The sequence below is a fragment of the Nonomuraea glycinis genome, from assembly GCF_014646515.1.
Classification (GTDB): Bacteria; Actinomycetota; Actinomycetes; order Streptosporangiales; family Streptosporangiaceae; genus Nonomuraea; species Nonomuraea glycinis.
Genome location: NZ_BMNK01000002.1, coordinates 822,222 through 847,672, shown reverse-complemented (window position 1 = coordinate 847,672; position 25,451 = coordinate 822,222). Strand labels below are relative to the sequence as shown.

The 25,451-nt window shown below is 70.7% G+C and carries 20 protein-coding genes and 1 pseudogene; 14 read left to right on the top strand and 7 right to left on the bottom strand.

The genetic code is table 11. The features are described from left to right. The first annotated feature begins 5 nt into the window (after window positions 1-5). The 3 genes from pstB (at window position 6) to IEY87_RS09175 (ending at window position 3,417) form a co-directional block, all read left to right on the top strand. A complete protein-coding gene (gene pstB, locus IEY87_RS09185) occupies window positions 6-854 on the top strand; it encodes a phosphate ABC transporter ATP-binding protein PstB (RefSeq protein WP_189138042.1) in 849 nt (282 codons plus the stop codon). 22 nt (window positions 855-876) lie between these two features. After that, window positions 877-1,659 carry a response regulator transcription factor gene (locus tag IEY87_RS09180; protein ID WP_225277720.1) on the top strand — a complete coding sequence of 261 codons (783 nt, stop codon included), beginning with the start codon at window positions 877-879 and terminating at the stop codon, window positions 1,657-1,659. Window positions 1,660-1,869: 210 nt separating this feature from the next. Further along, window positions 1,870-3,417 carry an alpha/beta hydrolase gene (locus tag IEY87_RS09175; RefSeq protein ID WP_189138041.1) on the top strand — a complete coding sequence of 516 codons (1,548 nt, stop codon included), beginning with the start codon at window positions 1,870-1,872 and terminating at the stop codon, window positions 3,415-3,417. A gap of 64 nt (window positions 3,418-3,481) precedes the next feature. On the opposite strand, the gene IEY87_RS09170 is transcribed toward IEY87_RS09175, so the two are convergent. Further along, window positions 3,482-5,107 carry an AMP-binding protein gene (locus tag IEY87_RS09170; protein ID WP_189138040.1) on the bottom strand — a complete coding sequence of 542 codons (1,626 nt, stop codon included), beginning with the start codon at window positions 5,105-5,107 and terminating at the stop codon, window positions 3,482-3,484. Between the two features lie 139 nt (window positions 5,108-5,246). Then, the gene (locus IEY87_RS09165) at window positions 5,247-5,837 is read right to left on the bottom strand and encodes a hypothetical protein (protein WP_189138039.1); all 591 of its coding nucleotides are present in this window, start codon (window positions 5,835-5,837) and stop codon (window positions 5,247-5,249) included. Window positions 5,838-5,976: 139 nt separating this feature from the next. Between IEY87_RS09165 and IEY87_RS09160 the strand changes: the two genes are divergently transcribed. Both IEY87_RS09160 and IEY87_RS09155 read left to right on the top strand, forming a co-directional pair. After that, complete coding sequence (locus IEY87_RS09160) at window positions 5,977-6,969, top strand: NAD-dependent epimerase/dehydratase family protein (protein WP_189138038.1); 993 nt, start codon at window positions 5,977-5,979, stop codon at window positions 6,967-6,969. A gap of 312 nt (window positions 6,970-7,281) precedes the next feature. Beyond that, window positions 7,282-8,631, top strand: coding sequence for a TrkH family potassium uptake protein (locus IEY87_RS09155; protein WP_189138037.1), 1,350 nt, complete (start codon window positions 7,282-7,284; stop codon window positions 8,629-8,631). Between the two features lie 8 nt (window positions 8,632-8,639). Here IEY87_RS09155 and IEY87_RS09150 read toward each other — a convergent pair whose 3' ends face one another. Continuing rightward, window positions 8,640-9,821: an acyltransferase family protein gene (locus IEY87_RS09150; RefSeq protein ID WP_189138036.1), complete on the bottom strand. Its 1,182-nt coding sequence runs from the start codon at window positions 9,819-9,821 to the stop codon at window positions 8,640-8,642. A 176-nt stretch (window positions 9,822-9,997) separates the two neighbouring features. On the opposite strand from IEY87_RS09150, the gene IEY87_RS09145 reads away from it, so the two are divergent. Next, window positions 9,998-11,044 (top strand): class I SAM-dependent methyltransferase, encoded by a 1,047-nt coding sequence (locus IEY87_RS09145; protein ID WP_189138035.1) that lies wholly within the window; start codon window positions 9,998-10,000, stop codon window positions 11,042-11,044. Between the two features lie 123 nt (window positions 11,045-11,167). Then, the gene (locus IEY87_RS09140; protein ID WP_189138034.1) at window positions 11,168-11,662 is read left to right on the top strand and encodes a copper chaperone PCu(A)C domain-containing protein; all 495 of its coding nucleotides are present in this window, start codon (window positions 11,168-11,170) and stop codon (window positions 11,660-11,662) included. On the opposite strand, the gene IEY87_RS09135 is transcribed toward IEY87_RS09140, so the two are convergent. Beyond that, window positions 11,659-13,776: a transglycosylase domain-containing protein gene (locus IEY87_RS09135; RefSeq protein WP_189138033.1), complete on the bottom strand. Its 2,118-nt coding sequence runs from the start codon at window positions 13,774-13,776 to the stop codon at window positions 11,659-11,661. The two genes, IEY87_RS09140 and IEY87_RS09135, sit on opposite strands and share 4 nt — an antisense overlap. Before the next feature lie 380 nt (window positions 13,777-14,156). On the opposite strand from IEY87_RS09135, the gene IEY87_RS09130 reads away from it, so the two are divergent. The 4 genes and pseudogenes from IEY87_RS09130 to IEY87_RS09120 all read left to right on the top strand — a co-directional run bounded on the left by IEY87_RS09130 (window position 14,157) and on the right by IEY87_RS09120 (window position 17,498). Continuing rightward, window positions 14,157-15,620 (top strand): aldehyde dehydrogenase family protein, encoded by a 1,464-nt coding sequence (locus IEY87_RS09130; RefSeq protein WP_189138032.1) that lies wholly within the window; start codon window positions 14,157-14,159, stop codon window positions 15,618-15,620. A 173-nt stretch (window positions 15,621-15,793) separates the two neighbouring features. Beyond that, a complete protein-coding gene (locus tag IEY87_RS09125) occupies window positions 15,794-16,414 on the top strand; it encodes an ATP-binding protein (protein WP_189138031.1) in 621 nt (206 codons plus the stop codon). Between the two features lie 38 nt (window positions 16,415-16,452). Continuing rightward, a pseudogene (locus IEY87_RS45590) lies at window positions 16,453-16,695 on the top strand (PhoD-like phosphatase N-terminal domain-containing protein); the annotation flags it as partial. A gap of 26 nt (window positions 16,696-16,721) precedes the next feature. Then, window positions 16,722-17,498, top strand: a complete 777-nt coding sequence (locus tag IEY87_RS09120; protein ID WP_225277719.1) for an alkaline phosphatase D family protein — start codon at window positions 16,722-16,724, stop codon at window positions 17,496-17,498. A gap of 93 nt (window positions 17,499-17,591) precedes the next feature. Here IEY87_RS09120 and IEY87_RS09115 read toward each other — a convergent pair whose 3' ends face one another. Next, the gene (locus IEY87_RS09115) at window positions 17,592-18,191 is read right to left on the bottom strand and encodes a TetR/AcrR family transcriptional regulator (protein WP_189138030.1); all 600 of its coding nucleotides are present in this window, start codon (window positions 18,189-18,191) and stop codon (window positions 17,592-17,594) included. A 161-nt stretch (window positions 18,192-18,352) separates the two neighbouring features. On the opposite strand from IEY87_RS09115, the gene IEY87_RS09110 reads away from it, so the two are divergent. Next, entirely contained in the window at window positions 18,353-19,636 is a 1,284-nt protein-coding gene (locus IEY87_RS09110; RefSeq protein WP_189138029.1) for a YbfB/YjiJ family MFS transporter, read from the top strand. Here IEY87_RS09110 and IEY87_RS09105 read toward each other — a convergent pair. After that, window positions 19,548-21,227, bottom strand: coding sequence for a TROVE domain-containing protein (locus tag IEY87_RS09105; protein ID WP_189138028.1), 1,680 nt, complete (start codon window positions 21,225-21,227; stop codon window positions 19,548-19,550). The genes IEY87_RS09110 and IEY87_RS09105 overlap by 89 nt on opposite strands. 633 nt (window positions 21,228-21,860) lie before the next feature. On the opposite strand from IEY87_RS09105, the gene IEY87_RS09100 reads away from it, so the two are divergent. Further along, window positions 21,861-23,000: a serine hydrolase domain-containing protein gene (locus IEY87_RS09100; protein ID WP_189138027.1), complete on the top strand. Its 1,140-nt coding sequence runs from the start codon at window positions 21,861-21,863 to the stop codon at window positions 22,998-23,000. Window positions 23,001-23,086: 86 nt separating this feature from the next. Here the strand turns inward: IEY87_RS09100 and IEY87_RS09095 are convergent, their stop codons facing one another. Next, a complete protein-coding gene (locus IEY87_RS09095) occupies window positions 23,087-23,992 on the bottom strand; it encodes an alpha/beta hydrolase family protein (protein ID WP_189138026.1) in 906 nt (301 codons plus the stop codon). A gap of 199 nt (window positions 23,993-24,191) precedes the next feature. On the opposite strand from IEY87_RS09095, the gene IEY87_RS09090 reads away from it, so the two are divergent. Next, the gene (locus IEY87_RS09090; RefSeq protein ID WP_189138025.1) at window positions 24,192-25,415 is read left to right on the top strand and encodes an MFS transporter; all 1,224 of its coding nucleotides are present in this window, start codon (window positions 24,192-24,194) and stop codon (window positions 25,413-25,415) included. Window positions 25,416-25,451 lie beyond the last annotated feature (36 nt).

Here is a 25,451-nt window from a genome sequence, read left to right as displayed (position 1 = left end):
AGACAATGACTGACATAGGAACGTCCATTCCGAGCGTCACGGTCCGTGGCCCCCAGGCTCCTGGCAACACCGCGGCCCTGGACCCGGTCTTCACCGTCTCCGACCTCAGTGTCTTCTACGGCGAGTACGAAGCCGTCCGCCAGGTCGACCTGTCGATCGGCAATCGCGAGATCACCGCGATGATCGGCCCCTCCGGCTGCGGCAAGAGCACGGTGCTGCGCTGCTTCAACCGGATGAACGACCTCATCCCCGGCGCCCGCGCGGCCGGCAAGATCCTTTACCACGGCGAGGACCTCTACGGCGACCACGTGGACCCGATCGAGGTCCGGCGGCGCATCGGCATGGTCTTCCAGAAGCCGAACCCGTTCCCCAAGTCGATCTACGACAACATCGCGTACGGCCCCCGCGTCAACGGCACCAAGGGCAAGATGGACGAGGTCGTCGAGGAGGCGCTCACCCAGGCCGCGCTCTGGGACGAGGTCAAGGACAAGCTCAAGCAGAACGCCCTGTCGTTGTCCGGCGGCCAGCAGCAGCGGCTGTGCATCGCGCGCGCGATCGCGGTCAAGCCCGAGGTCATCCTGATGGACGAGCCCTGCTCGGCCCTCGACCCGATCGCCACCACCAAGATCGAAGACCTGATGCAGCAGCTGGCGCGCGACTACACGATCGTGATCGTCACGCACAACATGCAGCAGGCCGCCCGCGTCTCCAACCGCACCGCCTTCTTCACCGCCGATGTCGACGACAAGGGTGAGCGGCACGGCCGCCTGGTGGAGTTCGACGAGACCAGCCGCATCTTCACGAACCCGACCGACCAGCGCACGGAGGACTACATCACCGGGCGTTTCGGTTAACCCGACGCATAGGAGGCTCCGGGTGACGCAGCCGCAGGCAACACTCGACGGGGGCGAGGACGCCCGAGGCGGTGAGAGCCTGACCCGAGCGCGCCAGGGGGCGCCCGCCAGCGTGCCCATGCTGCTGGTGGCCGACCCCGACACGGCCGGCCTGCAGCTGCTCGCGGACGCGCTGGGACGAGAGGGCGTGGGCGTCACCGGCGTGTCCGACGGCGCCCAGGCCCTTCTCCAGGCCGGCGCCCTGCGGCCGGACGTGGTGCTGGTGAGCGCCTCGCTGCCGCTCATCGGCGCGGTGGACTTCATCAAGGCGATCCGCGCCAGCCGGCCGATGCCGGTGCTGCTGGGCGTGGGCGAGGGGCACGCGGAGCTGGCGGTCCAGGCGCTGGCCGCGGGGGCGACCGCCTGCGTCGCCATGCCGTACCGGCTGCACGAGCTTCTGCCGTTGGTGCAGGCCACCGCGTCGGGTGAGGCGGGCGGCAACCGGGTCCTGACGGTGGGCAACGTGGAGCTCGACCTCAACGCCTACCAGGTCCGGGTCGACGGCGACGTGGTGCACCTGCCGCTGCGCGAGTTCGAGCTGCTGCACTACCTGATGCGCAACCTCGACCGGACGGTCACGCGGGAGCAGATCATGCGGCACGTCTGGCACGCCTCGGGGGACAACGTCGCGACCAACACGATCGCCGTGCACGTCAAGCGGCTGCGGGCGCGGCTCGGCGACACCGACGACAGCGTGATCCAGACCGTCCGCGGAGTCGGCTACCGGCTGGCCGCGCCGCGCACGCACCCGTACGAGGAGCACTGAGCGGCCTCTGAGCGGGCGTGCCGACCCGGCCTCCAGGATGAGGAAGTCGACTCCGCGACAGGAGCGCCCATCGGCCGGCGGGACGTCATCCCTCCTGGGCCTCTCTAGGCCTGCCGCCACGGCACCTGAGGAGGAGGGGTGACTCGTTCCTGAGCCCGATGTCCACCCGTTGGAATTGCTCAAAGATCAATTCCAACGAAAGGACGCATTATGCGAAAGCCTGTACTGATCACGATCCTGCTCGTGCTCGTCCCCCTGTTATCCGTGTCACCCGCGGCTGCGGCCACCGCCTCGCCGCCCGCCGCTACGGAGATCGCGTGGGAGCCGTGTGCGGAGGATTCCGCCGTCGAGTGCGGCACGCTGACCGTCCCCGTGGACTGGAACAAACCCCGGGGAGAGACGTTCGAGCTGGCACTCGCCCGCCGCAAGGCGACCGACCCGGCCGCCAGGATCGGCTCCCTCGTCGTCAACCCCGGTGGGCCGGGCAGCTCTGGCGTGAACTCCGTGCTGCAAAAGAAGTTCGGCTTCACCTCGAAGATCACCAGCCGCTTCGACATCGTCGGGTTCGACCCGCGCGGCGTGGGACGCAGCCACCCCATCCTGTGCTCGGTGGCCCTCGCCGAGCGGGAGCCCGACCTCGTCATCCGCGACCAGGCCGGCTTCGACCGCCGCCTGGCCTACAACGAACAGGTCAGACAGGACTGCCGGGCCCGCACCGGACCGCTGTTCGACCACGTTGACGGCATCAGCGTCGTTCGTGACCTCGACGCCCTGCGCGCCGCGCTCGGCGACGAGAAGCTGACCTTCTACGGCCTGTCGTACGGCACACTGTTCGGCCAGCAGTACGCCGAACACTTCCCCCACCGGGTGCGTGCCATAGCCCTGGACAGCAACATGGACCACAGCCTCGACACCACCGCGTTCGTGAACACCTGGGCGTGGACCGCCCAGGACTCCTTCAACGAGTTCGTCGCCTGGTGCGCAAAGAACACCGAATGCGCCCTGCACGGCAAGGACGTCCGCACCTTCTGGAGCGACCTGCTGGCCCGCGCCGACCGTGGCGAACTACGCTTCCCCGGCCTGCCGGACACCCCACTCACCCGGACGATCCTCATCGAGGAGGTGTTCCGCTCGTTCTACGGGCCCTACTGGGCGGAACTGGCGGACGCGCTGGTGGCGATCGACCAGGGCACCGCGACCGCGCCGATGATGTTCACCACCCCCTCGAAGACACGACAGGAAACCTACAACAACCCCATTCAGGGCTTTTGCCAGGACTTCCACCTGCCGGTACGCGACTACCGCGAGTACGCCAGGCACCTGCGCACCGCGGCCGCCATCGCGCCGGACATGCGATACGGCGCAGGAGCGCTGATCCTGATGACCCCCTGTCTGGGCCAGCCCACCCCGATTCCCAATCCCCAGCGGCCCGTGCACGCCGACGGCGCCGCAACGCTCCTGATCGGCAACGCCCGGCACGATCCCAGCACCGGACTTCCGTGGGCGGCGAGCCTCGCGCGGCAGATCGGCCGTGAGGCCAGGCTTCTTACCTACGACGGCTGGGGCCACGGCGTCTACGGCCGGAGCGAGTGCGTCACCGACGCCTTCGACCACTACTTGGTGTCGCTCACCCTGCCCGCCAAGGGCGCCCGCTGCGCCGCCGTACCGCCGGACCAGGCCGGCACCCGGCAGGCCCGCCCGCAGCCGATCGAGCAGTTCCCGGTGCGGCCTGACCGGCTGGGAACGTTCGCTGACTGACCTCGGCCGAGAACCGCGTGCCGGGCACGGCCGTCCGCCCGGCACGCGGTCCAGCCGAGTTCGCTCACCCCAGAGTCTGCTCCGCGACCACGGACTTGGCCCAGGACACTTCGAGTTTGCCCGTGGGCGTTCTGCGCAGGGCGGACATGATCACGATGGCGCGGGGGACCTTGTAGCCGGCCAGGCTGCGGCGGACCCAGGCCCGCAGGTCCTTCTCCGTCAGGGTGTCGTCCGACGTGGCGATCACCGCCGAGACGCGCTCGCCCCAGGTGTCGTCCGGGGCCCCCACCACGATGGCGTCGGTCACCGCCGGATGGGTGAGCAGCGCGTTCTCGACCTCCTGGGGGAACACCTTCTCCCCACCCGTGTTGATCACCCCGGAGCCGCGGCCGAGGAACCGGATCGCCCCGTCCGCCTCCACCTCCACGAGATCACCGGGGATGGCGTAGCGGACCCCGTCGATGACCCGGAACGTGGCCGCGGTCTTGGTGGTGTCCTTGTAGTAGCCGAGCGGCATCGGCCCGGAATAGCCGAGCATGCCCGCCTGCCCGCTGCCGGGGACGACCTCCGTGTCGTCGGAGGCGATGACCTTGGTCGCGGGGACCGGGAGGAACCGGCCCGGCAGGTCGTCGACCGAGGAGGTGATGGCGAAGGCGAACGGGCCGCCCTCGCTGGAGGCGATCGCGTCGATGATCGTGACGTCGGTGCGCTCGTGCAGGGCCCGCTTGAGCCGGTCGCTGAAGGCCGTACCGGAGCTGAGCACCGACCTGAGCGGGCCGAGATCGTGCGGCCGGCCCGCCTGCTCGGCGGCGATGAGCTCCTTGACCAGCGGCTGGGCCACGGCGTTCCCGGCCACGATGATCGTGTTGGCCCGCTGTTCGGCGACGGTCTCCCAGATGTGCCGCGCGTCGAACCCGCCCTGGCGCGCGGTGATGACCCGCCCGCCGACGAGCAGGGCGCCCATCGAGTTGAACAGGCCGGTGCCGTGCATGAGCGGGACCACCGGCATCGTGGCGGGCGCGCGGCCCCCCGCCCGCGCGCTCACCGCGATCTCCACCGCCTCGCCGAGCGTCTCGGGCAGTGCCGGTACGCCGAGCGGATGGAAGATCGCTACCGCGATCGAGTGCAGGAGGTCGCCCTGCCGCCAGATGACGCCCTTCGGCCTGCCCGTGGTGCCGCCCGTGTACATGAACAGCTGGTCCGAGCTCGGCCGCGGTTCGGCGGGCCGGGGGTCGGTCGCGGCGAGGAGGTCGTTCAGCTCGATCGCCTCGGGACCTGCCGCGCCCTCGGCGCGAGCGCCGACCCGGACGAGCAGGCGCAGCGTGGACACCGTCCGCGCGGCGTGCGCGACGTTGGCGGCGAGTTCGCCGCTGAAGACGACCGCCGCCGCGTCGGCGTCCTCCAGCACCGAGGACAGCTCCTCGCCGGTGTAGCGGTAGTTCGCGTTGACCGGCACGGCGCCGATCTTGAACGCGGCGAAGACCGTCTCCAGGTACGGCGCGCCGTTGTACAGGTAGCAGGCCACCTTGTCACCCGGCCCGACCCCGGCACGCACCAGCGCCGTGGCCAGTCGCGCGGCCCGGTCGTCGAACTCGACGTAGGTGTAGTCGCGACCTGGCTCCGAGATGGCCACGGCTTCGGGCAGGCTCCGAGCGACGGCCTCCCAGATCGTGCCGAAGGAGACGTCCATCAGATCGGTCCCTTCTCTCGCTCTCGGCCTATCTTCGCCACACGGTAGGCGCGGGCGGCGCTCCGGGACACGACCCCAAAGACTGGCCCTCTCCTCGCAGGATGACCAACGACGGACAGGACAAATGACGTAGGTACGATCAGATCACCTGGAGGACGATGATGGCTAGGCCGAGGGTGAGGTCGAGGACGGCGCAGAACTCCGCCAGCGACCGGGTCACGACCTTCCTGGCCCGCCAGGCGATCGTGTCGAGCACGGCGTGGCCGATCAGGGCCGCGGCGACGAGGTAACTGCCGAGGGCTGGGTCGAGGGACAGCGCGGCGAGTGCGGCCCCGCCGAACACCAGCATGGCGGGGACCTGCGCGGCGCTGAGCCGCGGCCCGCGCAGCAGGCCGACCGCCAGGCCGACGATCGCGATGGCCACCGCACTGGCGACCAGCGCGGTCCACAGCTGTACGTCGAGCAGGCGCAGCAGCGTCACCGCCACCACGGAGACGCCGAACAGCGGCCAGGCCACCCCCGGCCGGCCCACCACCGCGGTGGCGAGGTAGATCAGCGCGGCCAGGAACACAACGAGCCCCTGGCTGCGACCGTCGTCCATTTCGGTGGTCATGTCCAAGACGGACACGGCCATGGCCGCCAGGCCGCACAAGGTGGGCCAGCGGTGCGCCAGGAACGTCAGCACGGAGGGCGGGGTGGTTCGGGGTTCTTCGGTAGCGAGGTCTGTCATGGGTCCGACCTTCGCCATCCGACCGGACAGGTGCCAAGGTCGGCCGATCGAGTCGTCCTGAAACTTGGGCATCTGGTCGCAAATACGCCACCTGCGAACTTTTCACCGGCCGGGTGTGCGGGGCGGTTGACTACCAGGCATGAACGTACTGATTCTCGGTGGGACGGCGTGGCTGGGGCGGGTGGTGAGCGGCCTGGCGGTCGAGCGTGGGCATGCGGTGACCTGTCTGGCGCGGGGTGAGAGCGGGCCGGTGGCCGACGGCGCGACACTGGTGACCGCCGACCGGCGTTCCCCCGAGGCGTACGACGGGGTGCTCGACCGCGACTGGGACGCGGTGGTCGAGGTGTCCTGGCAGCCGGGCTTCGTCCGCGCGGCGCTCGCGGCGCTCGGCGAGCGGGCCGCGCACTGGACCTACGTCTCGTCCGTCAGCGCCTACGCCGAGCGGGACGAGATCGGCGCGGACGAGTCGACGCCCCTCCTGCCGGCCACCGACCTGCAAGAGGTGGATCGGGAGCTGTACGGCGAGGCGAAGGTGACCTGTGAGCAGGCGTCCACGGCGGCGGTGGCCGACCGGCTGCTCATCGCCAGGGCCGGGCTGATCGGCGGCCCCGGTGACCACAGTGGCCGCACGGGCTACTGGGTGGCTCGGGCCGCGCGTGCTCCGCAGGACCCGATGCTCGTGCCCGACACCCCGCAGGATCCGACCCAGGCGATCGACGTGCGCGACCTGGCCGGCTGGATCCTCGACTGCGCCCGGTCCGGCGTCACCGGCACCTACGACGCCGTCGGGCCGGTCGTGCCGTTCGACGCCTGGATCGAGCAGTCCCGGCAGCTCGGCGGCCACACCGGCCCGGTGGTCAGCGCCGAGTCGTCCTGGCTGCTGGCGCAGGGGGTCAACGAGTACATGGGGGACGAGTCGCTGCCCATGTGGCTGGCCACGCCCGGCTGGGAAGGCTGGTCGGCGCGTTCGGGCGCGGCGGCGGCGAAGACCGGCCTGCGCCACCGCCCCCGGGCCGAGTTGCTCGCCGACGTGCTGGCCTGGGAGCGTGAGCAGGGCCTCGACCGCCCCCGGCGAGCCGGCCTCACCGCCGCCCGCGAACGCGAGCTCCTCACGGCCCTCACCACAACCTGACCCGCACTACGAGACACCCTCGAACAACTCGCCCACCTTACGTGACATCCGACCGATTCGCCGCCCTCGCCGCAGGCTGACCGGCGAGGTGGCTGTGAGGCGTGACACCTTGAGCCGCCCCCTACGAGATGTGGCCGGCGCGGCCCGTAAGCTGGCCCCGCCCGGGTGACCAGCCCGGCATCGCGCTGATGCGAGTCGCGCCGGGACACCCGGGTCGGCCACCGCCGAAGGAGCGCACCCCGACCCGAGGAAAGGATGATCGTTGGCTGGCAGGAGCGACGGCCACCGGCCCGAGGTCGGTGCGCGGCCTTGATGCGGCGCTCATCGGCGGGCCCCGACCGCGTCCGGCATCCCGCCACGGTGCTGGCCGTCGGTTTCGGTGTCACGATCCTCATCGGCACCGCCGTGCTGGCCACGCCACTGGCCACCACGACGGGTGGCTCGGCGCCCTGGCTCACCGCCCTGTTCACCGCCACCTCCGCGGTGTGCCTGACAGGGCTGGTCGTCGTGGACACCGCGTCCTACTGGTCGGATTTCGGCGAGGTCGTCATCGCCCTGCTGATCCAGGCGGGCGGGCTGGGCATCATGACGCTGGCCACCCTCTTCACCCTGCTCATCTCCGGCAAGATCGGCCTGCGCGCCCGGATGTCGACCCAGTTGGAGACCAAGTCCGTCAACGCGGCCAACCTACGCCAGGTGGTCCGCAAGGTCGTGGTCTTCAGCCTGGTCTGCGAGGTCATCGTGGCCGCGGTCCTCACCGGCCGCTTCGCCATCACGTACGGCGAACCCTTCGGCAGGGCGCTCTACCTGGGCGGCTTCCACGCGGTGTCGGCCTTCAACAACGCGGGCTTCGCGCTGTGGCCGGACAACCTGATGCGCTTCGTCGCCGACCCGTGGATCTGCCTCACCATCGCGATCGCGGTGATCATCGGTGGCCTGGGCTTTCCCGTGGTCTTCGAGCTCCTGCGGTCCTGGCGTCGTCCCAGCAGCTGGTCGATGCTGACCCGGCTCACCATGAGCCTGACCGTCATCCTGCTGACCGCCGGCACGCTCATCTTCCTGGTGACCGAGGCCCGCAATCCGGCCACCATGGGCCCGCTGGACAACCCCGGCAAGCTGCTCGCCAGCTTCTTCGCCGCGGTCATGCCGCGCTCGGCCGGGTTCAACAGCATCGACATCGGGAAGATGGAGCCGTCCAGCTGGCTGGTCACCGACGTGCTCATGTTCATCGGCGGCGGCAGCGCCGGGACGGCGGGCGGCATCAAGCTCACCACCTTCGGCTTCCTGCTGTTCATCATCTGGGCGGAGCTGCGCGGCGAGACCCAGGTCAACATCGCCCACCGCAGGCTGCCGGAGTCCACCCAGCGCCAGGCGGTCACCATCGGCCTCATGGGGGTCAGCCTGGTGGTGACCTCCACCTGGCTGCTGATGACGCTGACCCCGCACAGCCTAGACCAGCTGCTCTTCGAGGCCGTCTCGGCCTTCGCCACCAACGGCCTGTCCACCGGCATCACGCCCGACATCTCGGTGGGCGGGCACGTGCTGCTCAGCGTGTTGATGTTCGTGGGCCGGATCGGTCCGCTCACCCTCGGCTCGGCGCTCGCCCTGAAGAAACGCACCCGGCACTACGAGCTGCCCGAGGAGCGGATGATCGTCGGCTGACCCCCGGGTCACCGGGCCGGCGCGTACCGGACGGCCAGGCGGCGGCCGAGGCGCTGCATGGGCAGCTCAAGGTAGCGGTAGGACAGCCAGCTGGCCGGCAGGAGCAGGCCGAGGAAGGCCACGCCGACGCCGATCTGCGCGAGCGGCGGCGCCCCGTGCATCTCCCCGGCCACCCGCATGAAGACGAGCAGGATCGGCAGGTGCACCAGGTAGAGGGAGTAGCTGATCGCGCCGAGCCAGCTGAGGAAGGCCGGCACCCGGCGGGCCCGCCAGGCCATGGCGGCCGCGAAGGTGACGATCACCAGGCCGATGGTGAGGCTCCACACGGGCGGCCGCACCCACCACCAGCCGGCGTTGAGCGCCCAGAGCGGCGTCAGCGTCACGAGCACGGCCGCGACGGCCACCGGCCACAGCGGCCCATCGCCGCGCTCCCACCGGTGGATCGTCGTGCCGGCGAACATGACCGCGAGCACCGCCGCGGCGAACCAGGGCACGTTGCTGCACAACAGCACCAGCGCCAGCGCCATGACGCCCAGCGCGCTCGCCCCCGCCTTACGGCCACGGCCGGAGACCACGCACGCCAGGCCGATGACGAACACCGCGAACGACGCCCACGCCACCCACCGCCCCGACACCGGCGGCCCGGACAGGACCAGGCCCACGACGGCGCACGTCACCCCGAACAGCACCGGGATCAGCCCTCGGCCGTCCCGCACCCCGACGACGAACAGCGCGGCGGCGATCAGGTAGAAGACCATCTCGTACGACAGCGTCCACATGGTGTTCAGCACGCCGCCCACGCCGACCACGTCGAGCAGCATCGTCGCGTGCGCGGCCACGGTCGAGGCGTCCCTGGCCACCTCCTGACGGATGGGGATCCACCACGCCATGGCCAGGACGACGCAGCCGGCCGCGAGGTAGAGCGGGTACAGCCGGAAGAAGCGGCCGATCCAGAAGGCCCGCACGTCCCCGTGCCGCTCCAGCGAGGCCGGGATGATGTATCCGCTGACCAGGAAGAACACCAGAACGCCGTACACTCCCGCGTTGTACGACAAGGGCCGCAACCAGGGCATGGCCCAGGTGCTCAGATGCTCGCACACGACCGCGAGCGCGCCGATGCCCCGCAGCGCGTCCAGCCACGCAAGCCGGGAAGGCGCCGTATGGGTGGTTACGGCAGGAGTGGTGGCCATATGCCCCGACGATATCGGAGACATGACGCCCTTCAGGTGCCCCGCAGTTCACGCACCAACTGCCTGGTCGACGCTCCCGAACGTGGACAAATTCTCGCCAAAACGTGGTAGTGCCATGGAAGGCAGCCTTCACACCCTGGTGGGTGAGGACCGGTACGACACGAGGGAGGCCGGGGATGAACCAGGAGAAGGTCGACGCGTTCATGGGCCGGGTCGTCGCGGACATGGCGGCCACCGACGCGGCCGGGTCGGTCGTGATCGGCCATCGGCTCGGCCTCTACCGCTCGCTCGCGGCCGGCCCCGCGACGCCCGAGCAGTTCGCCGAGCGCACCGGCTGCCACCCGCGCTACCTGACCGAGTGGCTGCGCGGGCAGGCCGCGGGCGGGTACGTCGGCTACGACCCGGAGACCGGGCAGTTCTCGCTGAGCGAGGAACAGGCGTTCTGCCTGGCCGACCCGGACGGCCCCAACGTGCCCGCCGCGTTCCTCATCTCGCTGGGCGCGATGCGCGCCGAACCACGCATCACCGAGGCCTTCCGTACCGGAGCCGGACTCCCCTGGCGTGACCAGCACGAGGACGTGTTCGTCGGCTGCGACGCCTTCTTCCGGCCCGCGTACGCGGCGGCGCTGGTCTCCAGCTGGATCCCGGCGCTGGACGGGGTCGAGGCGAAGCTCACCGCCGGAGGCCGGGTCGCCGACGTCGGCTGCGGTCTCGGCTCGTCGTCGATGCTGCTCGCCGAGGCGTACCCGCGCAGCACGATCGTCGGCTCCGACTACCACGACGAGTCGATCACGCTGGCGCGCGAGCGGGCCGGGCAGGCGGGGGTCGGCGACCGGGTCGGCTTCGAGGTGGCGACGGCGCAGACCTTCACCGGGACGGACTTCGACCTGGTGACCATGTTCGACTGCCTGCACGACATGGGCGACCCGCTCAGCGCCGCCCGGCGGGTGCGGCAGGCGCTGGCGCCGGACGGCACCTGGCTGCTGGTGGAGCCGAACGCCTCCGACAAGGTCGAGGAGAACTTCACCCCGGTGGGGCGGCTGTTCTACAACGCCTCCACCTTCCTGTGCGTGCCCAACGCCCTGTCCCAGGAGGGCGGGTACGCGCTGGGCGCGCAGGCCGGCGAGTCCGCGATCCGCGAGGTGGCCACGGACGCGGGTTTCACCCGGTTCCGGCGCGCCACGGAGACGCCGTTCAACCTGGTGTACGAGATCCGGCCGTGAGTCCGGCTGGTGTGCGAGATCCGGCCGTGAGTCTGGACATCGCCAACGCGCGGCCATCGCTTCCCAGGCCAGGGGTCGTCCGCGCAGGCCGAGGGTAACCCCAGCTCTGTGCTGCTGGAACCGATGAGATGGCCGATCCTGGTGCTCGCCCTGCTGGTGCTGTGCGCGTGCGGAGGCGACGATCCTCCGGGGCTCAGCACCGCCGAGTACCCGCCCAACGAGGGCGCCAACGCGACCGTCAACGACATGGCGCTCAGGAACGCCTTCGTGCTCGGCGCGAAGCCGGGGAAGTCGCTGCGGCCAGGGGACGACGCCCCGCTCTACTTCGTTCTGGTGAACGACCGCCGCAAGCCCGACGAGCTGGTCTCGGTGAGCGCGAAACCCATGTTCTCCGGCGCCACCATCTCTGGCGACAAGCTCCTGGTACGGACGAACGAGCTGGTCGGCGGCGGCGCGGCGCCCCAGGCGGTGCTGACCGGCCTGACCAAGGACCTGCCCAGCGGCGGCTTCATCCCGGTCACCTTCACCTTCAAAGCCGCCGGCGCGGTGAAGGAACTGGTCCCCGTGCTGCCGCCCACCCAGTGGCGCGCCACCCTGTCCCCCACACCCTCCGGCTAGTCGTCCCCGGGCTCCACCGTGACGTCGCCGTCGCCGTCGTCGGCCGTGGGCCGGCAGCCCTCGGAGCAGCCCTCGAACCGGGCCTGGTCGATGGACGTGAATGAGGTCGGCGGCACGCCCGCCAGCGCGCCCACCATGGTGTCCTTCCAGATCGGGCCGGGCAGGGTGCCCCCGGCCACGGCGCCGTAGTACCGCCCGCCGATCGTCACCCCGGTCAGCTTGTGCCGCTGGGAGCCGCGCGGGTCGCCGAGGCTCACCGCCGCCGCCAGATCCGGGGTGAATCCGGCGAACCACGCGGCGGCGTAGTCGTCCGTGGTGCCGGTCTTGCCGGCCGCGTCCCGCCCGATGCCACCGACGTGGCGCATCGTGCCCTTGGTGAACACGCCGGACAGCACGTCGGCCGTGGCGTCCGCGGTCGCGGGGTCGAGCACCCGGCGGCACTTGGGCCGGTAGGCGGTCGCCTCGCCGTCGCGGTCGGTGATCCGGGTGATCGCCATCGGCGCGCAGTAGGTGCCGCGCGCCGCGACGGCCGCGTACGCGGTCGCCACCGTCACCGGGTCCATCTCGTTGATGCCGAGCGTGAACGTCTCGTACTCCTGCAGCGCGCGCCCGTCCGCGCGCCGGATGCCCAGCGACTTGGCCGTGGTGACCGTCTCGCAGAGCCCGACCCGCTGCTCCAGCTCCATGAAGAAGGTGTTCACCGACCCCCAGGTGCCGGTCCGCAGCGTCTTGAAGCCCGGGGAGCCCTCGTCGTTGGTGACGGTGTGCGTCGGGTCGCCGATGCTCTCGCCCGCGCAGTTCTTGAACGTCGCGTAGCCGGGCGCGCGATATCCGGCACCCGCCGTGAGACCGTCGTCGACCTTCATGCCCTGCTTCAGTGCGGTGATCAGGGTGAAGGTCTTGAACGTGGAGCCCGCCTGGAAGCCGACCCCGCCGCCGTGCGCGGCGTCCGCGACGACGTTGTACGAGATCTCGTTCCTGGCCTTGCTCCGCCCGTACGACCTGCTCGCGGCCATCGCCTTGACCGCGCCGGTGCCCGGCTCGACCAGGGCCTCGGCGGCCACGGGGGCGTCGGAGGCGTGGACGTACCGCTTGATGGCCCGGTCCGCGGCCGCCTGCATGGCGGGGTCGATCGTGGTGGTGATGGTCAGGCCGCCTCGGTTGAGCAGCTTCAGGCGGGCGTCGGCGGTGGGGCCGAAGTCGGGGTTGCTCAGGATCTCCTGCCGGACATAAAGGCAGAAGTACGGATATTTGCTGGATTCGCAGCCACCGGGGAGCTTCGTGCCTTTGTAGCCGAGTTTGGCGGCCTTCGCCTTGGCCGCCGCTGCCGGAGTGATCTTGCCTAGTTCGGCCATGCGGTTCAGGACGACGTCGCGGCGGTGCAGGAGGCGTTCGCGGTGCTTCCTGCCCAGGTTGGGATCGGTGGCGTTCGGGTCCTGCACGGCGCCGGCCAGGGTCGCCGCCTGGGCGAGCGTGAGCCGGGCGGCCTTGACGCCGAAGAACCGCTTGGCCGCCGCCTCGACGCCGTAGGCGCCCGCGCCGAAGTACGCGATATTCAGATATTTCTCGAGAATCTGGTCCTTGGTGTATTTCTCCTCGACGCCCATGGCGTACCGGAGCTCGTTCAGCTTGCGCGCGTAGCTGGCCTCCAGGGCCGCCGCGCGGCCCGCGTCGGTGTCGGCGGAGTTGAGCAGCACCTGCTTGACGTACTGCTGGGTAATGCTCGACCCGCCCTGGCTCACCTGGCCGGACCGCAGGTTCGTGGCGAGCGCCCGGAGCGTGCCCTCCAGGTCGATCGCGCCGTGCTCGTAGAAGCGGTAGTCCTCGATCGCGACGATCGCCGTCTTCATGACGTCGGCGATCTCCTCGAAGGCCACGGCCTGCCGATACTCGTCGTAGAAGCGGGCGAACGCCTTCCCCTTGGCGTCCCGTACGATCGTGATCTCGGCCGGCGGCGGCTCGACGAGGTCGACCGGCTTGATGTCCACCTCGTTCGCCACCGTCCTGAACCCGAGCCCCGCACCCCCCACGACGGGGAGCGCGATCCCCGCCACGAGCACGCCCGCCGCCCCACCCGCGACGGCGAGCCGCGCGACCTTCGTCCCCCAACGCATGCTTTGCCCTTGTTTGTCAGCCAGCAGAGGCCAGGAGCCAACCAGATCCGGTCAGGCGATGTCTAATAGCGCTATCGGCAACGGACCGATATCCGATCCCCTATGAGCGCAGGTCAGGGCTTCCAGAGCCGGTTGCGCCGGGCGTACGACGGCCGGAAGCCCACCCGCGAAGCGACGGATCGACGAGCCCCTCCGGTTCAGGAAAACCGGGCTGCGGTCGTTTGCCTCCTACGTCATTTGTCGTGCGCGACCCCGCCGAAACGTACGGAGTGGAACGGTCCTCTTCACCTAGGCCGTGTGACATAAGTGATATACCGTGCACTAACTCATCAGGTTCGGGACCGGTTACCCGGCCCCCTGGGACTTCGAGGTAACAGTCAATGACGCCGCTGGACCAGCTGCCCGAGATCAGAACCGAGCTCTACATCGACGGCGAGAGCGTCGGGGCCGATGACGCGCTGAAGGTGATCGACCCGTCCGACCTCACGTCGGTCGTGGGCTACGCGGCAGCCGCCAGCGCCAAGCAGGCCACGTCCGCGGTCGCCGCCGCCGACCGGGCCTTTCCCGCCTGGGCCGCGCGCACGCCGCAGGAGCGCGCCGAGGCGCTGATCTCCGCGCTGGCCCCGCTGGAGGCCGACCGGCACGCGGTGGCCGAGGTGCTCACCCGCGAGAACGGCAAGATCCGGATGGAGTCCTTCATCGACTCCATCGTCTTCGACCACCGCTTCCGCCTCGCCGCCGGCCTCGCCGACCAGGTCCGGACGGTGAGCCACCTCCCGGCGCCGCCGTACCGCACCGAGGTCTCCTACCTGCCCCTCGGCGTGATCACGATCATCGTGCCGTTCAACTGGCCGCTGGCGATCCTGGCCGCTTCCCTGCCGCAGGCGCTCCTGGCCGGCAACACCGTCGTGGTGAAGCCGCCGCCCACCACGCCGCTGTCGGTCGTCCGTACCGTGGAGCAGGTCGCGCGGCTGCTGCCGCCGGGCGTCCTCAACGTCGTCACCGGCCATGACGCGGAGATCGGCGCGGCGCTGATCCAGGACGACCGCGTCAAGAAGGTCTGCTTCACCGGCAGCCCCGGCGGCGGCAAGCGGATCATGTCCATGGCCGCGGGCTCCCTCACCCGCGTGGCCCTGGAGCTGGGCGGCAACGACCCCGCGATCGTCCTCGCCGACGCCGACCTCGGCCCCGACGCGATGCAGAAGCTCTTCACCGGCACGTACGACTCCACCGGCCAGATCTGCATGGCCACCAAGCGCGTGTACGTGCACCGCTCGCGCTACGACGAGGTCGTCGAGGGCCTGTCCGGTCTCCTCGCCGCCACCCGCCTGGGCCACGGCCTGGACGAGCAGACGACCATGGGCCCGCTGCACAGCTCGCGGCAGAAGGCGTACGTCCTGGAGCTCCTGGAGCAGGCCCGCGCCTCCGGGGCCGAGATCCGCGAGTTCGGCGAGGCGGCCGACGGCGCGGACATCTCCCGGGGCAACTTCCTGCGCCCGTCCCTGGTCCTCGACCCCGCCGACGACACCCGCGTGGTGGTGGAGGAGCAGTTCGGCCCCACCCTGCCGATCCTGCCGTTCGACGACGAGGCCGACGCCGTGGCCCGCGCCAACGACACCTGGTCCGGCCTGTGCTCCTCGGTCTGGACGGCGGACCTCGACCACGCCGCCGTCGTCGCCGCCCAGCTCCGCACCGGCTACACCTTCGTCAACACCCACGGCGCCGCCCACCTGGACGAGCGCGCCCCGTTCGGCGGCTTCAACCACAGCGGCATGGGCCGCGAGATGGGCCTTGAGGGAATCCGCGAGTTCATGGACACCCACTCGGTCGGCTTCCCCGCCTGACCGTTCGGCCTCCGCAGGATCCCCGGCTCCCCTTCGACCACGTGTCGGAGGGGAGCCGTCGCTTGTTCGGAGGTGTTTCGGTGCGGTTACGGATACGTTTACGCACCATTGACGGCATACATAACAGGTATGTAGGGTCGTGCTCGTTGATCGGCTTTCGCCGCCGGAGGTCCGTGCGGCGGTTCGATTTCTGTGAGCAAGGAGCACTGGATGAACATGCGAAGGATCGCGTTCAGCGGCGTGATGGCCGTGGTGGCGCCGACCGGTTCGGTGACCGCGTCCTCGCCCGCCCACAGCGGCTGATCTTCCACCGTATTCGTGTGATTTCACGGACTGGCCTGACCGCATTGGGAGAAACGAAGCTCGCGCGCGACGCCCAGACGCCGCGCCTGGCTCGCGCGACGGTGACCGCCTGGATCGGGCGCTCTCATCCTGTACGGGACGTTCTGCTCTTGGTGGCATCCGAAATGGTCACCAACGCCGTGCGGCACGCGGACACCGGATGCTGGGTCCTCGTTCAACTCTTCCAGGGCATCGATTTCCTCCGCCTGACGGTGACCGATCCTGGTTCGGCGCTCTCGGCTCCGCACCTCATTCCGACGCAGGAGCAACTCGGCGACGAAGCCGAAGGCGGGCGCGGCCTGGCCATCGTGGCCGAGCTGTCGCGCGGACGGTGGGGCAGCCACCTGCTGCTCCCCAGCATGCACCGTGCCGTCTGGTGTGATGTGGACGCCGAAAGGCACGCGCCCCCGCACGTCTTCCCCACAGCCCCCGGTCAGGCCGAGTTCGCCTGATCGCTGCTTTACCCGTGATCTTCGAAGGACACCCCTCCATGAGTTCTCCGCTCGGACGTACCCTCAGCCGGCGCGGCCTTCTCGGCGGCGCCGGCGCGACCGCCGTACTCCTCGGCACCAGTGCCCTCGGCCACCCCGCCAGGGCAACGCCGCCACAGCGCCACGGTCTCCCGGACGACCCGTTCAAGCTCGGTGTCGCCTCCGGCGACCCGCTGCCGAACTCCGTTGTGCTGTGGACCCGCCTCGCCCCGGATCCCCTCGCCGCCGACGGATCGGGCGGCATGCCGCCGCGGCGGGTCCCCGTCCAATGGCAGGTCGCCGCGCCGCCGCCTTCCAGGCCTACTACGAGAACCTGCCGCTGCGCGCGTCGGCCCTGCCGGACGGGCCGGACATGCAGTTGTACCGGAGGCTCGCCTACGGCGACCTGCTCGACATCAACGTGCTCGACACCCGGCAGTACCGCGACGACCAAGCGGCCGGCGGCGGTCTGGCCGCCCCGAACCCGGGCAGCCTGGACCCGAACCGGACCATGATGGGGCGGGAGCAGGAGCAGTGGCTCCTGGACAACTTCGAGCGCTCCCGCGTCCGGTGGCAGGTGCTGGCCAACCAGGCGCCGATGGCCGAGACCGACATGGACGACACCGAGGCGGTCTCGGTCTTCATGGACCCCTGGGACGGGTACGACGCGAACCGCCGCCGGATGCTCGACGGCGCGCGGGACCGCGGGGTCGACAACCTGGTCGTGCTGACCGGCGACCGCCACCGGCACCACGCCAGCGACATCAAGGCCGACTACCGCGACCCGGCCGCCCCGGTGCTGGCGAGCGAGTTCGTCTGCACCTCGGTCACCGCCGAGGGCAAACGGAGCCGACATGGACTCCTACTCGGAGCTGTCGGTACGCGCCAACCCGCACATCAAGTTCGCCAACTACCGGCGGGGATACCTGCGGTGCACGGTGACCGAGGACCTGTGGAGCACCGATTTCCGGGTGCTCCCGTACGTCGACCGGCCCGGCGCTCCGGCGTCCACCCGGGCCACGTACGTCGTCGAGAACGGCCGCCCCGGCGTCCAACTCGCCAGTGAGGGCCCGATCGTCTGACATCACCCGCACCAGGAGGTGGGTCCGCACGGGCCCGCCTCCTGAGGTTCTCCGGGGCCGGGTCCCGATCCGGTGCGTCAGTCCTGGCGGCCGGGGCGAGCGGCGGCGGACAGCAGGGTGAGGGCGGCCTGGCGGGCGGCCGTCGCCGCGCCGGCCGGGTCGTGGTGCGCGGCGACGACGGTCGCCCCCTCGACCAGCATGAGCAGTTGCCGGCTCAGGCCGGACGGGTCGACGGCTCCGGCGCGGGCGGCGATGCCGGTCAGAAGCTCGAGGTAGCGGTCCAGGTGGCGCGCGGTGAGGGTGCGTACGGCGTCGACGTGGTGTTGGGCGGCCGCGTTCAGCATCGCGCAGCCACGGAAGGCCGGCTCGTCGTACCACCGCTGGAGGGCGTCGAACACCGCCGCGAGCTGGTCGCTTGGGTCGTCCCCGGCGGCCGCGGCCGCTGCGGCCAGCCAGTTCGTCACCCGGTCGCTGCGGGCGCGCAGCACGGCGTCCACCAGGCCGTCCTTGGTGCCGAAGTGCCGGTAGAGCGTCTCCTTGGACACCCCGACACGGGTGCAGAGTTCGGCGACACCGATGCCGTCGAGCCCGCGTTCGTACAGCACCCGGGTGGCCGCCTCGAGGATGGCCGCTCGGGTGCGCGCGGGGTCGATCGTCGAGCCCCTGGGGACTGGCATCCACAGATCGTACCGGTCGGTTCGTTCTGCTGTTAGCATCTCAGGTCGTACCGATCGGTTCGATCTCTTGGGGATGCCATGCCAGACCTGTCAGCTCGGCACGACCTGGGCGCGCGAGACGCGACCGCCCGCGGTGCGGCTGCCGCCGAGAGACGGGACCGATGACGCGAGCACCGCTGCTGGAACGGGCGGTGTGGCAGGCGGGCCTGCTGGCGCTCGGCACCGCTTCGGCGCTCGGGCTCGCGCGCTTCGCCTACGGCCTGCTCCTGCCGGCCATGCGCGAGGACCTGCGCTGGACCCTGGCCGAGGCGGGGACGATGAGCACCGCCAACGGGCTCGGCTACCTCCTCGGCGCACTGGTGACCGCCGCGATCGTGCGCCGCTGGGGCACCGCCGCCGCCTTCCGCATCGGCATGGTGCTCACGGCCGTATCGCTGGCGGCCACCGCGGCGAGCGACGCCTACCTGCCACTGCTGACCGCGCGGGCCGCGGCGGGGGCGGCAGGGGCGGTGGTGTTCATCGTGGGCGGCGTGATCGCCTCACGCGTCGCCGCCCACGCGGCCTCCAGCGTGCCCATCACCGTCTACTTCGCCGGCACCGGGCTGGGCATCATCGTCAGCGGCGTGAGCATCCCCGCACTGGGGAACCACTGGCGCCTGGCCTGGATCGGCCTGGCCACCGCCGCCGCCCTGGCAGCCGCGGCGAGTTGGGGCGCAGCGCGCGGGGGCGCGGGGAGTGGAGGCGCGGCGCGTGAGGGTGGGGGGAGCACGGGCGGGGGCGAGCATGCTGACGTGGCCGGGCGGGCTCGGGTGCGCCCGTTGCTGGGGGCTGCCCTGGCTTACCTCCTGTTCGCCGCCGGGTACATCACCTACATCACGTTCCTGTCGGCCTACCTCGCCGACCAGCGTGCCCCGCTCGGGCAGGTGGTGCTCACCTGGACGGTGCTCGGTCTGGCCGTCGTGGCGGCGCCCGCGCTGTGGAGCCGCCCCACCGCCGAGTGGCCCGCCACCCGGGCCCTGGCCACCCTGCTCGCCCTGCTGGCCGGCGGCGCGGCGCTGGCGCTGGTCGCACCCGCGCCACCCGTCATCCTCGCCTCCGCGATCATCTATGGGGCGACGTTCATGGGCGTCCCGGCGGCCATCACCGCCCTCATCAAGAGCAACGTCCCGCCCGCCGACTGGACCGCCACGCTGGCGGCCTTCACCACGGTGTTCGCTGCCGGGCAGACCGCCGGGCCGTGGATCGCCGGTGTGGTCGCCGATCACACCTCGACCGAGGCCACCCTGGCGTGGACCGCGATCCTGTGCGCCACGGCCTCCGTGATCGCCTTGGCCGGAGGCCGCGTCGTGCTCTTGGCTACGCCCGGACGAAGCCGTTCACGATCAGCGGCAGCGACGCGTCAAGGCCCGCCACGTTCAGCACCCCCGCGTCGGCGGGGTCGCTGATCGAGTAGCCCGCCGCCGTCATCGCCGCCACCACCACCCGAGCCTCCGCCGCCACCGAGCGCCGGTAGGCGTCGAGCTCCTGCGACGGGTGCGCCCGTCCCGCCCACGTCTCGTTGTCGGTGAACACGACGAACCCGTCCACCGCCATCCCCTGCTCACGCGCCCACCGGAACGGCAGCGACAGGTCGGTTCCGCCGCCCGAAGGCCGCCAGCTCTTGATCTCGCGCAGGTTGGTACGCGGCGTCACCTTCGAGGCGTGCACACCGGTGTCCACGTCGATGACGTGCACGTTCCCCTTCTCGATGCGGGCCAGCATGACGGCCAGGGCGCAGCCGACCTCGTACGGCGAACCGATCGAGGAACCGCCGACCACGACGCCGCCGCCGGACCAGCCGCCCGACATCGACCCTGACGAGTCCACCGCGACCAGCAGCCGCCGGCCGGAAGGCTCGACGGTGCCGAACGACAGCTCGTAAGTCTCCTCCAACGCGTCGAGGATCGCCGGGACCGGTGTCCACGTCTGTACGTCGGCGCGCGGGTTCGGCCGGGACCGGCCTGAGCCGTACACGCGCAGCGCGAGGAAGGCGTCCATCGGGTGGATGCGCGCTCGAAGGAGCGCCGCCTGGTCGGTGAGCCGGGCGACCGCGCGCCGCGTCGCGCCGCTCATGGGCTTGAGCGTGCCGATGCGGGTCATGCGGGACAGGTTGCGAATGAGCGCGGTCAGGCCGACCGTGTCGATCAGCGCGTCCCACACGGCGGGCTCGCGCAGCATCGCATCCGGCAGGAACTCCCACGGCACCTTCCGCTCGGTCACCACCTTGATCGCCTGGTGAGCGGTAGTGGCGGCCTTCGCGGTGAGGAACCGGTCCACCGACTCCAGCACGTCGCGTGCGTCGGCGTCGGAGACGTTCCCGGCGATCCAGCCGAACAGCCTTCCCCGCTCCGGGGTGTCGGTCTTGGGGTGGGCGATGCGCAGCACGTCGCGCAGGTCGAACGCCTCGCCCTGCGGCGTCCTGCGCTGGCGGGCCTTGCACACCCGGAAGGCGACGTCGTCCGCGTCGCCGGACAGGAACCAGGAGGCGAGCGCGGTCCGCAGTGACCGGCCGACGACCGGCGCCGTGCCGTGCGCGGTCGGCTTGCCGCCGAGGTTCTTGTAGTAGCCGAAGAACTGGGCTAGGTGGTCGGTGGTGCGGGCCACCTTCGGCAGCGCGAGCTTGGCGGCCTGGCGGGTGGCCGCGTCGCCCTTGGCGTAGGCGGCGGCGAGTGCGAACAGTGCCGGGCGCTGCTTCGGGGCGCGCGGCGGGCGCGCGGTCGAGATGTCGGTGAGCAGCCGCACGACGCGCGGGCCGTCCTCGGCGATCGCCTGGAACAGCGCGTCGGCGTTGTCGGCGGTCATCTTGTTCTCGCTGACGTAGTACGTGCCGCCCGTGGTGCCGAGGATCAGGAAGTCCTCGACGCGCTGCCACAGGTCCTTGGCGAACACGTAGCCGCCTGCCGCGTTCTTGACCTGGTCGGTGCGTCCGGGCAGCCGCTGGGTCTGGGGCGTGGCGATGGCGGAAATGCCGGCGAGAGGGTCACGGTTGCGGGCCATGAACGGCCTCCAAGGGGTTTCGACCCGCCTGGCGGCGGATGTGGGGAGAAGGGGAGGGCGGATATGGGTGTGCCGATCGGATCAAAACCGAAGCTCTACCACTGAGCTATGCACGGCCAAGCCGCACAGCGGGGAATTGAACCCCGCGACCGCCGGTTCCGGAGATAACCGAACGACTTCGACCCGCCCTCCAGACCTTTACCAGCAGAATTCGAGTCGTGCTCCCGGTAGGGCTCACGAAGGGATCGGTGTGGTTCGGAGAAGACACGGATGTGGGATGTTCACCGGTGTTCAGGTGCTCTACCAGCTGAGCTACCGGAGCCGTGACCCCGGGCAGGACTCGAACCTGCGACCGCCCCATTAAAAGTGGTAACCGACGAACTTCGACCCGTGTCCTCTCCGAACCGCACCGATAAACCGTCGAACCGAGAGCGGATACGGATATGAGAATGCATGGGAGGCTGATGAGAGCGCAAGTTCTTTTACTTGCGCGGCCACGCGGCGAGACGCGAATACACATAGTCGATCGGCCGATCGTCCAGCCCGGATCAGTCGAACGGCCGATGCCGGCATGCGTGCTTCCCGCGATCGTGGAACGCGCCCGATCACGCATGCCGACAGAAAGAAACGCTCATGTTCGTCACACATGTGGCCATGGTCGCCGCGCTGACCGCCTCGCTCAATGTCGCACCCGAATACGGCCGGCCGGACCTACGGCGGGATGCCGAGAGGATCGTCGCCGGCGGAGTCACCGGGGTGCAGGCGCGGGTCACCAGCGAGGGCAGGAGCATGGTCGCGGTGGCCGGCGTAGCCGATCTCCGGACGAGGGGCCCGGTACCACCGAACGGATATTTCCGGATCGGCTCCAGCAACAAGACTTTCGTCGCCACCGTGGTGCTGCAACTGGTCGGTGAGGGGAAGCTGGCACTCGACGACACCGTGGACAGGTGGTTACCCGGGCTGATCAAAGGGCGCGGCGACGACGGGCGGAAGATCACCGTCCGCGACCTGCTCCAGCACACCAGCGGGCTCGTCGATGACTACCCGTACCCGACCGCCATCGCGTCCTCCCGCCAATACCGCCGCCACCGGCACGACACCTTCACCCCGCAGCAGGTCATCTCCAGGGCGATGCGCCACAAGCCGGCCTTCGCACCCGGCAAGGGCTGGCTCTACGCCAACACCGGGTACGCCACCCTCGGCCTGATCATCGAGAAGGCGACCGCCCGCCCCTGGCATGAGGAGGTGAAACGGCGCGTCATCGAGCCGCTGGGCCTGAAGCACACGCGCTGGCCCGCGGGGTCGGCCGAGCTGCCGCGGCCCCACGCGCGCGGGTACACCGTGTTCAAGACCAGCGAGGGATTCGTCGACACCACCCGGCATCGCGACGCGGACGCCTCGGGCGGGCTCATCTCCACCACGGCAGACCTCGATCGCTTCTTCACAGCCCTGCTCGGCGGCGAACTCCTGCGGCCCGCGGAGCTCGCTGAGATGCGCAGAACCGTTCCCGTGGCCACGGAGCTGCGGCGCATCTGGCCGGGCGCCCGCTACGGACTCGGCCTGGTGCAACGCCCACTTCCTTGTGGCGGCACGTACGTAGGGCACGGCGGGGACATCCTCGGCTTCATGACCAGAACGGGCGTCACCGCCGATGGGAAACGCAGTGTGGTGATCTCCGTTTCGACCGAGCGCTTCGATTCGGCGAAGCGCATTGTCCAGATCGACGCCGCCGTCAACCGGCTCGTCAACCGAGCTCTGTGCGACACCAGATGATCAGGAGCTCGGTGGCCGCCTGGGAGCGCATCACACCCGAGCCGGCGGGCGGGTAAGGCCGACTCCGGGTGCGGCCTGGGGCAGGCTTACTTGCTCTCCAGCTTTCCCTGCGGGCCGAGGTCCTCCTCCAGGGCGGCCTTCCAGCCGGTGTCCTCGGGGTAGAGGGCGCTGCGCAGGAAGGCGGTGGTGAGCCGCTGGACCAGGGCGACGCGGGCCGGGTCCTCGTCCGTCGTCTCGGCGGCCTCGTACCCGGAGACGCCGCCCAGCGAGTGCTCTCCCCCGAACAGCGTGAGCAGGCCCTTGCTCCCGGAGCTGTGCACGTACGGGTCGATGAACCAGTCCGGGCCACGGGTGGACAGCGCGGACTGGTCGTGGTCCCCCGCGACGATGAGCGCCGGGGTGGTCATGTCGCCGAAGTACGGCTTCATGAAGGGGAAGTGCTCGGCCGCGAACGGGGTCAGGTCGTCGCCCAGGCCGGTCAGGGCGAGCAGCACGCCCGCCTTGACGCGAGGGTCGGACAGGTCCTCGCCGGGCACGCCGTCGGCGTCCAGGATGCGCGCGCCCAGCAGCGTGCTCGCGCTCTGGGCGCCCCAGGAGTGGCCGGCCACCGCGATGCGGTCCCGGTCGAGACGTCCGCCGAGGCCGGGTACGGCGGCTTCGAGGATGTCGAGCCCGTCCATGACGTGCTTGAGGTCTTCGATACGGATCCGCCAGATGTCCGGCGTACGGGGATCCGAAGGCGGGAGGCCGAGCGTCCTGGAGTCCAGGTGGGTGGGCTGCAGGACCACGAAGCCTTGCGCGGCCCAGTGGTCCGCCAGCGGCCCGTAGCCGTTCATCGACATGCCGAAGCCGTGCGAGAAGACGATGACGGGCAGGTCGCGGCCGGTCGCGGGGGCGGACACGCGGACCTGGAGATCCTCGCCGCGGCCCGGGACGGGCAGGATGACCGGCCGGGCGGACAGCACCATGGTGGGCACGGGTGAGTCGGACATGGGGTGCCTTTCACAAGCAAAGTGGAACGTTGCTCCGCCTACGATACGGAACACAGTTCCGCTTCGCAACTTCCGGCTGCCGATCGGCCCGGCAAAGACAGCACAAAGCACTTCGCGCAGGGGACCTTTGTCCCTACGAGGGCATGAGCCTGCTGCGGTGGGATTCAGCCGATGCCCCACGATCCGAGGACGGACGAACATGAGCACCGACCCGACCGGCCCGCGCGGCCCGGCCAACCGGCCCATGGTGATGCTGGCGTTGGCGACCGTGGGATTCGCGGTGAACTTCTGGGCGTGGGCGCTGCTGAGCCCGCTGGGCCCCCGGTTCAAGGACCTGCTCAGCCTGTCGGCCGGCGAGCAGGCGCTCCTGGTCGCGGTGCCGGTGATCGTCGGATCGCTCGGCCGCATCCCCGTCGGCGCGCTCACCGACCGGTACGGCGGCCGGGTGATGTTCCCGCTGGTCTCGGCGGCCACCATCGTCCCGGTGCTGTTCATCGGCGTGCTCGGGCAGAGTTCGCTGGCGGCGCTGCTGGTGGGCGGGTTCTTCCTGGGCATCGGCGGAACGGTGTTCGCCGTGGGCGTGCCGTTCGTCAGCGCCTGGTTCCCGCCCGGACGGCGCGGGCTGGCCATCGGGGTGTTCGGCATGGGCATGGGCGGCACCGCGATCAGCGCGCTGACCACGGTCAAGCTGGTCAGGGCCGGCGGTCCGGCCACCCCGTTCCTGATCACCGCCGCCGTGCTCGCCGTCTACGCCGTGGTGGCCTGGGTCGTGCTGCGGGACGCGCCGGGCCGTACCGCTCCGGCGGAGTCCACCCTGGCGCGCCTGCGCGCGGCCGTGCGACTGCCGATCACCTGGCAGGCCTGCCTGCTGTACGCGGTGGCGTTCGGCGGGTACGTCGCCTTCTCCGTCTACCTGCCGGTCTACCTGGAGTCCGCGTACGGCCTGGAGCAGGCCGACGCGTCCGACCGGATGGCCGGGTTCGTGGTCCTGGCCGTCGCGATGCGTCCCGTCGGCGGCTGGCTGTCGGACCGGCTGGGGCCGATCCCGGTGCTGGCCGGGGTGTTCACCATCGTCGCGGTCTGCGCCTCGGTGGAGGCGTTCACGCCGCCGCTGATGATGCTGGGCACGGCCGCGTTCCTCATCATGGCCGCCGCGCTGGGCGCGGGCAGCGGGGCCACCTTCGCCCTGGTCGCGGCGGCGGCCCCGGCGGACAAGGTGGGCTCGGTCACCGGCCTGGTCGGCGCGGCCGGCGGGCTGGGCGGCTTCGTGCCGCCGCTGGTGATGGGCGAGGTCTACAGCCGGTTCGGCTCGTACGGCCTGGGGCTGGCGCTGCTGGCCATGGTGTCGGCGCTGACCTTGCTGCTGACGGTCACCGTGGTGCGCGCCACGGCCCAGCGGCGCCAGGCGGTGCCCGCACGGTGACGCGGGCGGTTCGGCGACCGGGACAGGACTTTCGTC

What these genes read in the sequence shown, in the direction of transcription:
- pstB (WP_189138042.1), top strand. Translation starts at nt 6, where the DNA reads ATGACTGACATAGGAACGTCCATTCCGAGCGTCACGGTCCGTGGCCCC.
- IEY87_RS09175 (WP_189138041.1), top strand. Translation starts at nt 1,870, where the DNA reads ATGCGAAAGCCTGTACTGATCACGATCCTGCTCGTGCTCGTCCCCCTG.
- IEY87_RS09170 (WP_189138040.1), bottom strand. Translation starts at nt 5,107, where the DNA reads ATGGACGTCTCCTTCGGCACGATCTGGGAGGCCGTCGCTCGGAGCCTG.
- IEY87_RS09165 (WP_189138039.1), bottom strand. Translation starts at nt 5,837, where the DNA reads ATGACAGACCTCGCTACCGAAGAACCCCGAACCACCCCGCCCTCCGTG.
- IEY87_RS09160 (WP_189138038.1), top strand. Translation starts at nt 5,977, where the DNA reads ATGAACGTACTGATTCTCGGTGGGACGGCGTGGCTGGGGCGGGTGGTG.
- IEY87_RS09155 (WP_189138037.1), top strand. Translation starts at nt 7,282, where the DNA reads ATGCGGCGCTCATCGGCGGGCCCCGACCGCGTCCGGCATCCCGCCACG.
- IEY87_RS09150 (WP_189138036.1), bottom strand. Translation starts at nt 9,821, where the DNA reads ATGGCCACCACTCCTGCCGTAACCACCCATACGGCGCCTTCCCGGCTT.
- IEY87_RS09145 (WP_189138035.1), top strand. Translation starts at nt 9,998, where the DNA reads ATGAACCAGGAGAAGGTCGACGCGTTCATGGGCCGGGTCGTCGCGGAC.
- IEY87_RS09140 (WP_189138034.1), top strand. Translation starts at nt 11,168, where the DNA reads ATGAGATGGCCGATCCTGGTGCTCGCCCTGCTGGTGCTGTGCGCGTGC.
- IEY87_RS09135 (WP_189138033.1), bottom strand. Translation starts at nt 13,776, where the DNA reads ATGCGTTGGGGGACGAAGGTCGCGCGGCTCGCCGTCGCGGGTGGGGCG.
- IEY87_RS09130 (WP_189138032.1), top strand. Translation starts at nt 14,157, where the DNA reads ATGACGCCGCTGGACCAGCTGCCCGAGATCAGAACCGAGCTCTACATC.
- IEY87_RS09120 (WP_225277719.1), top strand. Translation starts at nt 16,722, where the DNA reads ATGGCAGGTCGCCGCGCCGCCGCCTTCCAGGCCTACTACGAGAACCTG.
- IEY87_RS09115 (WP_189138030.1), bottom strand. Translation starts at nt 18,191, where the DNA reads ATGCCAGTCCCCAGGGGCTCGACGATCGACCCCGCGCGCACCCGAGCG.
- IEY87_RS09110 (WP_189138029.1), top strand. Translation starts at nt 18,353, where the DNA reads ATGACGCGAGCACCGCTGCTGGAACGGGCGGTGTGGCAGGCGGGCCTG.
- IEY87_RS09105 (WP_189138028.1), bottom strand. Translation starts at nt 21,227, where the DNA reads ATGGCCCGCAACCGTGACCCTCTCGCCGGCATTTCCGCCATCGCCACG.
- IEY87_RS09100 (WP_189138027.1), top strand. Translation starts at nt 21,861, where the DNA reads ATGTTCGTCACACATGTGGCCATGGTCGCCGCGCTGACCGCCTCGCTC.
- IEY87_RS09095 (WP_189138026.1), bottom strand. Translation starts at nt 23,992, where the DNA reads ATGTCCGACTCACCCGTGCCCACCATGGTGCTGTCCGCCCGGCCGGTC.
- IEY87_RS09090 (WP_189138025.1), top strand. Translation starts at nt 24,192, where the DNA reads ATGAGCACCGACCCGACCGGCCCGCGCGGCCCGGCCAACCGGCCCATG.